Origin of the sequence: Streptomyces sp. NPDC092296, from assembly GCF_044755465.1 — a bacterium.
Classification (GTDB): domain Bacteria; phylum Actinomycetota; class Actinomycetes; order Streptomycetales; family Streptomycetaceae; genus Peterkaempfera.
In genome coordinates, this window is sequence record NZ_JBIVRB010000006.1 from 279,460 (window position 1) to 287,111 (window position 7,652).

Below are 7,652 nucleotides of genomic sequence, written 5' to 3' on the forward strand. Positions count from 1 at the left end.
CACCGACCGGCCGTCCGCACCCCGCACGCCATGCGCGCCCCCGCCCCCGCCCGGAGACTGTCGTGATCGACTACTACGCGACCTCGGCCGAGTTCTACGAGCTGGTCGCCACCCGGCACACCGCCAGCAGCGGTCCGCCGCTGACCCGCGTCCTCACAGGCCTGGACACCTCGCACGGCCCCGTCCTCGAGATCGGCGCCGGCACCGGACGCGTGACCGAGGTCATCGCCTCCGCGCTGCCCGAGGCGGAGATCCTCGCGGCCGAACCGTCGCCCACCATGCGAGCCATGCTCACCTCCCGGGTCGCCCGCTACCCGGACCTGCGGCGCCGGGTGACGGTCGTCGACGGCGCCGCCCAGGACCTCGTCCTACCCGAGCGGCTCTCCGCCGTCGTCATCTTCGGCGTGGCCGGCCACCTCACCGCCCCCGAACGCGTCGCGCTGTGGAAGCGGCTCGCCGCCCGCCTGCCGGACGGGGCGCCCATCGTCGTGGAACTGATGGGGGTCGCCTCACCCCGCCGCATCCCGCCGGTGATGTCGCTCCGAGAGGCCATCGGACGCCAGACGTACGAGTGGTGGATCGGCGGCGAACCCACCGAGGGCGACGCCATGCGCTTCACCACCACCTGGAAGGTCCTGCGCGGAGGACGCGTCGTACGCGAGGTCACCGACAGCTACGACTGGCACACCTTCGACGTCGCCCGGCTGGCCCGCGAGGCCGGCATGACCAGCCGCCGCATCACCGAGGCCGGCGGCAGGCCCATCCCCGAGATCGGAGTACTCCTCAAGTGAAGCCGCCCTCCTCCGGGCCCGGCCAGGGCGCGGTGCCCCGAGACCCGGCAGCCCCCGGCGCGGGCACCGCCGCGCCCCCGCGCCCGCTCCGCGCGATCGCCGGACCCGTCCGGCGCCGGCTGGCCCTCGCCGTCGCCCTCCAGAGCGTCGCGGCCCTCGCCGCAGTGGTGCCGTTCATCGCCGTCTCCCGGATCGCCGGCCGCCTCACCGGCGGACCACCCGCCGACGGTGACGCCCTGTGGCCGCTGGTCACCCTGGCCTGCGCGGCCGGCCTGCTCGCCCTGGCGTGCGGCACGGCGGCCGGCGCCCTCGCCCACCTCGCCGACAACGACCTCCAGCTCTCCCTGCGCCGCCGCCTCGCGCGGCACGTCGGGCGGCTCCCGCTCGGCCGGCTCACCGACCAGGGCACCGGCGCCGTCAAGCAGGCCGTGCAGGACGACGTGAGGGCACTGCACACGCTGTTCGCACACACCCTGCTCGACGTCGTCGCCGTCCTCACCGCCCCGGTCCTGGCACTGGCCTACCTGTTCACGGCCGACTGGCGCCTCGCCCTGGTCAGCCTGGTGCCCCTGCTCCTCGGCGTGCTCCTGTTCAGCCGCGCCATGACCGGCGCGGCCGCGCAGATGGCCGAGTTCGGCGCCGCGCTGGGGCGCATCTCCGCCGCCGCCGTGGAGTTCGCCACCGGCATCGCCGTGTTCAAGAGCTTCGGACGCGGACGCAAGGCACACGAGCGTTTCGTCGACGCTACCGAGGGCTTCGCCGACTTCTTCACCCGCTGGGTCCGGACCACCCTGGCCAGCTCCACCGCCGCCGTGCTCGTGGTCGCCCCGGCCGTCGTCCTGCTGCTCCTGTCCGCGGTGGGCGCCGCGCTCGTCACCCAGGACCGGATGACCGGCGCGGAACTCGTCCCCTTCCTGCTGCTCGGCCCCGCCGTCGCCGCCCCCATGGGCGTCGTCGGCCCCCGCATCCAGCAGATCCGGGCCGGCCAGGCCGCCGCCGTACGCATCACGGAACTGCTGCGCACCCCCACGCTCCCCGAGCCCGCGACCCCCGCCCTGCCCGACGGCCACCACGTGTCCATGCGCGGGGTGTCCTTCTCCTACGACGGGCAGAGCGACGTCCTCAGCGGCATCGACCTCGACCTCGCGCCCGGCACGGTCACCGCGCTGGTCGGCCCCTCCGGCTCGGGCAAGTCCACCCTGGCGTCCCTGCTGACCCGCTTCCACGACGTCACGGCCGGCACGGTGACCCTCGGCGGCGCCGACCTCCGCGACATCCCCGCCGCCGAGCTGTACCGCCGAGTCGGCTTCGTCCTCCAGGACGTACGGCTGCTGCGGGCGAGCGTCGCCGACAACATCCGCCTGGGCCGCCCCGACGCCACCGACGAGGACGTCGAGCGGTGTGCCCGCGCCGCCCGCATCCACGACCGCGTCACGGCCCTGCCCGACGGCTACGCGACCGAACTCGGCATGGCCGTCACCCTGTCCGGCGGAGAGGCACAACGCCTCTCCATCGCACGGGCGCTGCTCGCCGACGCGCCCGTCCTCGTACTCGACGAGGCGACCGCCTACGCCGACCCGCACTCCGAGGCACTGATCCAGGACGCCCTGTCCGCGCTCGCGGCCGGCCGCACCCTCCTCGTCATCGCCCACCGGCTGTCGACCGTCCGCTCCGCCGACCGGATCGTGGTGCTGGAGGACGGACGCGTCACCGAACAGGGCCGTCACGACGACCTGCTGGCCGCCCAGGGCCGCTACGCCACGCTGTGGCGGGCCCAGCGGGCCGCGCAGCCGGACCGGACCGACGGCGCCCCCCGCCGCCTGCCCGCCCCCACGGCCGCCGACCGGGCGGCGGACGCCATCCGAGAGGGAAGCGCACGATGATCCGTCAGCTCTACCGGGTCCTGGGGCCGGAGGGCTCCCGCCCGCTGAACCGGCTGCTCGCCCTCCAGTGCGGCGCGGCCGTCCTGCAGGGCGCGGCCTTCGCCCTGCTGGTGCCCGTCCTGCGGGCCCTGCTCGGCCCGCACCCCGACGACGTGTGGCCCTGGCTGGCGGCGTTCGCCGGCTGCGCGCTCGCCCACGCCGTGCTCCAGGGAGCCGCCATCGGCGGCGGGTTCACGGTCGGCTCCCAGCTCTCCCGGGTGCTCCACCGCCGTATGGCGGACCAGGCCCTGCGCCTGCCCCTCGGCTGGTTCACCGCCAGCCGCACGGCCGAGTTCAGCCGGCTCGCCGGACAGAACGTCATCCAGGTGATGAGCACACCGGCCCACCTGCTGCGCCCGTTCGTCAGCTCGCTCCTCACCCCGGCGACGCTGGTGGCCGCCACCTTCCTCTTCGACGTCCGCACCGCCCTGGTGCTGCTGGTCTGCGCGCCCGTGCTGTTCGCCGTCCAGGCGGCGAGCACGGCGGTGATGCGCCGCCTCGACCTCGGCCGCGACGCCGCGGCGGGCGAGGCCGCCGACCGGGTCCTGGAGTACGCGCGCAACCAGCCGGTCCTCCGGGCGTTCGGCCGGACCGCGGAGGGCTACGAGGCGCTGGAGGACGCCCTGGCGGCCGAGGCGCGCGCGGACCGGCGGCTCATCGCGCGGGGCCTGCCCGGGTTCGTCTCCTTCTCGTTCGCCACCCGGCTCGTGTTCGCCCTGCTGCTCGCGCTGGGCGTGTCGTGGCAGCTCGACGGGTCGCTCACCGTGCCCACCCTGCTGGCCCTCCTGGTGCTGCTGGTCCGCCTGATCGACAGCCTGTCGTCCGCCGCCGAGGCCGGCGCGGGCATGCGCATCGCCCGCAACACCCTCGAACGCCTCGGCGCGGTCCTGGACGAACCGCCGTTCCCCCAGCCCGCCGAGCCGAAGGCGCCCCGCGGCACGAGCGTGGAGTTCACCCGGGTCGGCTTCCGCTACGGCAGCGGGCCGGCGGACGGGGCAGCCCCACGGCCGGTCCTGAACGACGTGACCTTCCGGCTGCCCGAGCGCAGCATGACGGCCCTGGTCGGGCCCTCCGGCGCGGGCAAGACCACGATCGCCGGCCTGCTCGCCCGCTTCCGGGACGCCACCGAGGGCACCGTCAGCATCGGCGGCGTCGACGTCCGCGAGATCGCCCCCGACGACCTGGCAGCCCACGTCGCCCTGGTGTTCCAGGACGTCTACCTCTTCGACGGCACCATCGAGGAGAACGTCCGCATCGCCGCCCCCGGCGCGAGCCCCGGCGAACTGGCCGCGGCCGCGGCCCTGTCCGGACTCGACCGCGTGGTCGAGGAGCTGCCCGGCGGATGGGCCGCCAGGGTGGGGGAGGGCGGCGCACGGCTCTCCGGCGGGCAGCGCCAGCGCGTGTCCATCGCCCGCGCCCTGCTCAAGGACGCCCCGATCCTCGTCCTCGACGAGGCCACCGCCGCCCTCGACCAGGAGAACGAGGCGCTGTTCGCCGAGGCCGTGCGCACCCTGGCGGGCCGGAAGACCCTGCTGGTCATCGCGCACCGGCTGAGCACCGTCGTGAGCGCGGACCAGATCCTCGTCCTGGAGGACGGCGAGATCACCGAACGGGGCACGCACGACGACCTGGTCGCGGCGGGCGGCACGTACGCCTCTTTCTGGGAGCGGCGGACCCGGGCGCACGGCTGGCGGCTGGAGGCGGCGCCTTCGTGACCGCGCACCCGGCACCCGCGATCGACCGGCCCCAGCGGCAGAGAGAAGGCACGACACCGATGAGCACCGCATCCAGGAGCACCTGGGAGGCATGGGCGCGCTCCGTCCCCCCGCTCGCCTGCGCGAGCGTCCGGGAGCCCTGCCGGGACCCGGCGGCCACCGCCACCCGCCTCGCGCGGGCGGGACTCGCCGACCAGTACGTGGTGTACGAGGCGGAAGGCAGCGTCTGGCACTTCGCGGCGGGCTCCGTGAGCGTCACCGCCGGCGCCGCCGGCATCACCGCGCGGGCCGCCGGGCGGACCTGGGACTCGCGCACCGACCGGAAGCCGCTGACGGCGTTCGCCACCGCCCTGTCCGCCCTGTCCGCCCGGCCCGCCCGGCCCGCCCTGTCCGCCCGGTCGGCGCTGCGGGACGCGGGCGGCGCGGGCGGCGAGGCGCGCCACTTCTACGGCTGGGCGGCCTTCGACCTCGCCCACCTCCTGCACGCGGACCCCGCGAGGGCCGGTGACCGGCCCCTGCTGCACGCGCTGATCCCCGACGTCGAGGTGACCCTCACCCGCGACCGCACCGTGGTCCGCGCGGTGGACGAGGCATGGGCACGCAAGGTCGCCGACCTGCTCGCGGAGCCGCCGGCGCGGCGGACCGCCCCCGGCGAGCCGACGCCGGAGAAGACCGAGGGGGTCATCGCCGCCGGCACCGCCGCCTACGGCCGGGCGGTCTCCCGCACCGTCGGGGACATCCGCGCGGGGCTCCTGGAGAAGGCCGTGCTCTCCCGGAAGGTCCCGCTGCCCGCCGCGCCCCGCCCGGACTTCCCCGCGACCTATCTCGCCGGCCGCCGGGCCAACACACCGGCACGTTCCTACCTGCTGGACCTCGGCGGGTACCGCGCCGCCGGGTTCAGCCCCGAGACCGTCCTGGAGGTCGGGGAGGACGGACGCGTCAGCACCCAGCCGCTCGCGGGCACCCGCGCACTGGGACCCGACCCGGCGGAGAACGAGCGCCGCCGCGCAGAACTGCTCAGCGACCCCAAGGAGGTACACGAACACGCCGTGTCCGTACGCCTGGCCTGCGACGAGATGGCGGCCGTGTGCCGGCCCGGCTCCGTCGTGGTCGAGGAGTTCATGGCGGTCCGCCCGCGGGGGTCGGTGCAGCACCTGGCCTCGCGGGTGACGGGCCGGCTGCGGCCGGACACCGGACCGTGGGACGCCTTCGCCTCCCTCTTCCCGGCGATCACCGCCACCGGTGTCTCCAAACGGGCCGCCCTCCAGGCTCTGGCCCGCCATGAGGAAGGGCCGCGGGGCCTGTACGGCGGCGCGGTGTTCCGGGGGAGCACCGACGGCGCTCTGGACGCCGCCCTCGTCCTGCGCACCCTGATCGGCACGGGAAGCGAGGCGTGGCTGCGGGCCGGCGCGGGCGTCACCGCTCAGTCCAGCCCCGAGCGGGAGATCGAGGAGACCTGCGAGAAGCTGCGCAGTGTCGCTCCGTACCTCAGGTTCGCCGAGGACTGACTGGGCGCCTCTCGCCGCCGGGGGCCCTGCACCGCCGCACCGCCGCACCGTGGGACGGTGGGCGCGGGAGGGCGTGGGCCTGGACCCGGGGCCCTGAAGGAGGCCGCCCGAACGGGTGGCGGGGTGCTCGCGCGACGGCCCGGGGGGTGGACGGGTGTGACGCTGCGGGCCTCTTCGAGACCCTCCGGCAGCGCGGCGTTGAGCAGAGCGAGGCGCCGGACCTCTGCGGCAACCGCACGCAGTCGGGCCTGCTGTCCGCTGCTGACGCACTTGAGGCGGGGGATGCGCGCCACGCGTCTGCCGTACGGAGCGGGCCCGGCCCCTCTCGCGTGTGATGCCGGGGCGGTGCCGGCGGAAGGGGGTGCCGCCCATGGAGGACCACCGGGCCGGGGCGAGCACGCTGGGGGCGCTGCCCGGTCCCCTCCGCGCGCCGCAGTGGCTCCTCCGGCGCCTGGCGGCCCCGGCGCTCGCCGAGGAAGTCGGTCTGCGCGGCCACGGGACCGTCCCCTCGGGGGCGTCGGCGCGGAGGAGACCGGCGATCCCCCGGCGGCGGGCGCGCAGCATCCGTTCCCTCGGCGGTGCCCGTGCGGCGGTGTGGCCGGCCTCACCCCGGGGGTTCGGGTGGTCGGGTGGGTGGACGCGCCGGCCGGTCCGTCAGCGGGTGCGGAAGGTGTCGCACGCGTCGATGTCGCCGGTCGTGTAGCCGGTGGTGAACCACTTCTGCCGCTGCGCGGAGGAGCCGTGCGTCCAGGTTTCCGGGGTCACCTTGCCCTCGTACTGCTTCTGGAGGCGGTCGTCGCCGATCGCCGCGGCCGCGTCCAGGGCCTCGTTGATGTCGGCGCGCGACAGCTTGCTGATCAGCGGGCGGCCGGTGGACTTCTGCGGGGTGGTGGTCGCGTGCTTGGCCCAGACCCCCGCGTAGCAGTCGGCCTGCAGTTCCAGTTTCACCGAGTCGCTGTGCGCGCCCTTGTCGTCGTCGAGGTCGTCCATGGTGCCCAGCAGGTTCTGGACGTGGTGCCCGTACTCGTGGGCCACCACGTAGGCCTGTGCGAACGGTCCACCGCTGGCCCCGTACTCGGTGCGCAGCTCCTTGAAGAAGGTGAGATCCAGGTACACCTTGTTGTCCCCGGGGCAGTAGAAGGGCCCGTCGTCGGACGACCCCTTGCCGCACGCCGTCGGCACTGTGCCGGTGAAGTAGACGGTCTTCGCCGGGGTGTAGCCGTCGAGTTCGCTGTCCCAGAAGTTCTGGAGGCTGTTGACCACCGCGGTGATGCGGCAGTCGTCCTTGGTGTTGGCGTCCGCCCCGGTGCGGCAGTCGGACTTCTCGACGGCCTTGGCCGGCGCCGCAGCGGTGGTCGAGTCGCCGGACAGCCCCAGATCGTCTGCGTCGACGCCCAGCGCCAGCGCGACCAGCAGCCCTATGACCCCCAGGACCCCGCCGCCGACCGCGACCTTGCCGCCGGACATCCCGCGCCGGTCCTCCACCTGGGAGTTGTCGAGTCCTGCCTCATCGTCAAACTTCATCGCGTTCCACCTCGATAGGAGCACCCGCCGTGCGAAGGGGAACCCTATCCGGAGCTTGCTGTCCTGCTGGTTGGGCGCTGGGGTGGCTGTGTGGTGAGGGTGGGGTGGGGTGGGTTTCGGGGGCTGGTTGTCGCGGTCGGTGGGGGGCTGGTCATGGTGGTGGCGTTTGCGTTGGTGCGGTCCGTTTTGATG

5 protein-coding genes are annotated in these 7,652 nt (G+C 75.0%); 4 read left to right on the forward strand and 1 reads right to left on the reverse strand.

Annotation, left to right across the window (positions count from 1 at the left end):
- The first annotated feature begins 62 nt into the window (after positions 1 to 62).
- The 4 genes from ACIQGZ_RS17860 to ACIQGZ_RS17875 are packed head-to-tail and all read left to right on the forward strand — an operon-like array spanning position 63 to position 5,936.
- Complete coding sequence (locus ACIQGZ_RS17860) at positions 63 to 791, forward strand: class I SAM-dependent methyltransferase (RefSeq protein ID WP_402602810.1); 729 nt, start codon at positions 63 to 65, stop codon at positions 789 to 791.
- Positions 788 to 2,674 carry an ABC transporter ATP-binding protein gene (locus tag ACIQGZ_RS17865; protein ID WP_402602812.1) on the forward strand — a complete coding sequence of 629 codons (1,887 nt, stop codon included), beginning with the start codon at positions 788 to 790 and terminating at the stop codon, positions 2,672 to 2,674. Before ACIQGZ_RS17860 ends, ACIQGZ_RS17865 begins: the two co-directional genes overlap by 4 nt.
- Positions 2,671 to 4,428, forward strand: coding sequence for an ABC transporter ATP-binding protein (locus tag ACIQGZ_RS17870; RefSeq protein ID WP_402602813.1), 1,758 nt, complete (start codon positions 2,671 to 2,673; stop codon positions 4,426 to 4,428). The genes ACIQGZ_RS17865 and ACIQGZ_RS17870 overlap by 4 nt, the downstream gene beginning before the upstream one ends.
- A gap of 59 nt (positions 4,429 to 4,487) precedes the next feature.
- Positions 4,488 to 5,936, forward strand: a complete 1,449-nt coding sequence (locus tag ACIQGZ_RS17875; RefSeq protein WP_402602814.1) for a salicylate synthase — start codon at positions 4,488 to 4,490, stop codon at positions 5,934 to 5,936.
- 654 nt (positions 5,937 to 6,590) lie between these two features.
- Here the strand turns inward: ACIQGZ_RS17875 and ACIQGZ_RS17880 are convergent.
- Positions 6,591 to 7,460, reverse strand: coding sequence for a neutral zinc metallopeptidase (locus ACIQGZ_RS17880; RefSeq protein ID WP_402602816.1), 870 nt, complete (start codon positions 7,458 to 7,460; stop codon positions 6,591 to 6,593).
- Positions 7,461 to 7,652: the final 192 nt, after the last annotated feature.